The organism is Treponema sp. OMZ 805 (assembly GCF_050937395.1).
Classification (GTDB): Bacteria; Spirochaetota; Spirochaetia; order Treponematales; family Treponemataceae; genus Treponema.
Genome location: NZ_JACCLP010000063.1, coordinates 1 through 439 on the forward strand (window position 1 = coordinate 1; position 439 = coordinate 439).

Genomic DNA, 439 nt, shown 5'->3' on the forward strand with positions numbered 1-439 from the left:
ATTTTCAGTCTGCCTGATTTAGTCTTTCAGTTCGATGCGGAAAGCGACGTGTTCAAGGATCGAGGCATTACGGAAGAAAACCTGCGAGCAGTACGCAAGGAGCAAAGACAAGCCCGTGAGCACTTAAAAGACTACCGCTGGGATAAGGACATTAGAAACGCGCGGAAAACACCGGCACAATTACTCGCTGAAAAGATAGAAGAGCCGGAGCCGGTACCAAATGCGCTTGAAAGCAAAAAAGTTGTCGGCGGGGAGCCGTTAGCGCCGAGGCGCAAGCGCACCTTGCGGCTTCCGATTGATCCTGATTAAAGCAGCACAATCAGCGCCGTAAAAATGGCGCTTACAGTAGAACAAACGATATTCAAACGGGAAGGAGAAAGAATATGGATAAACAAGACGGAATAAACGAAGAACTGTATCAAAAGTTTTTCGCGCTTGT

The 439-nt window shown here is 47.8% G+C and carries 1 protein-coding gene; it reads left to right on the plus strand.

Going from position 1 to position 439, the window contains the following annotated elements; genetic code table 11:
• Nucleotides 1-309, plus strand: a 309-nt coding sequence (locus tag HGH47_RS12315; RefSeq protein ID WP_432912781.1) for a hypothetical protein, incomplete at its 5' end; no start/stop codon positions are given.
• Between the last annotated feature and the right edge of the window lie 130 nt (nt 310-439).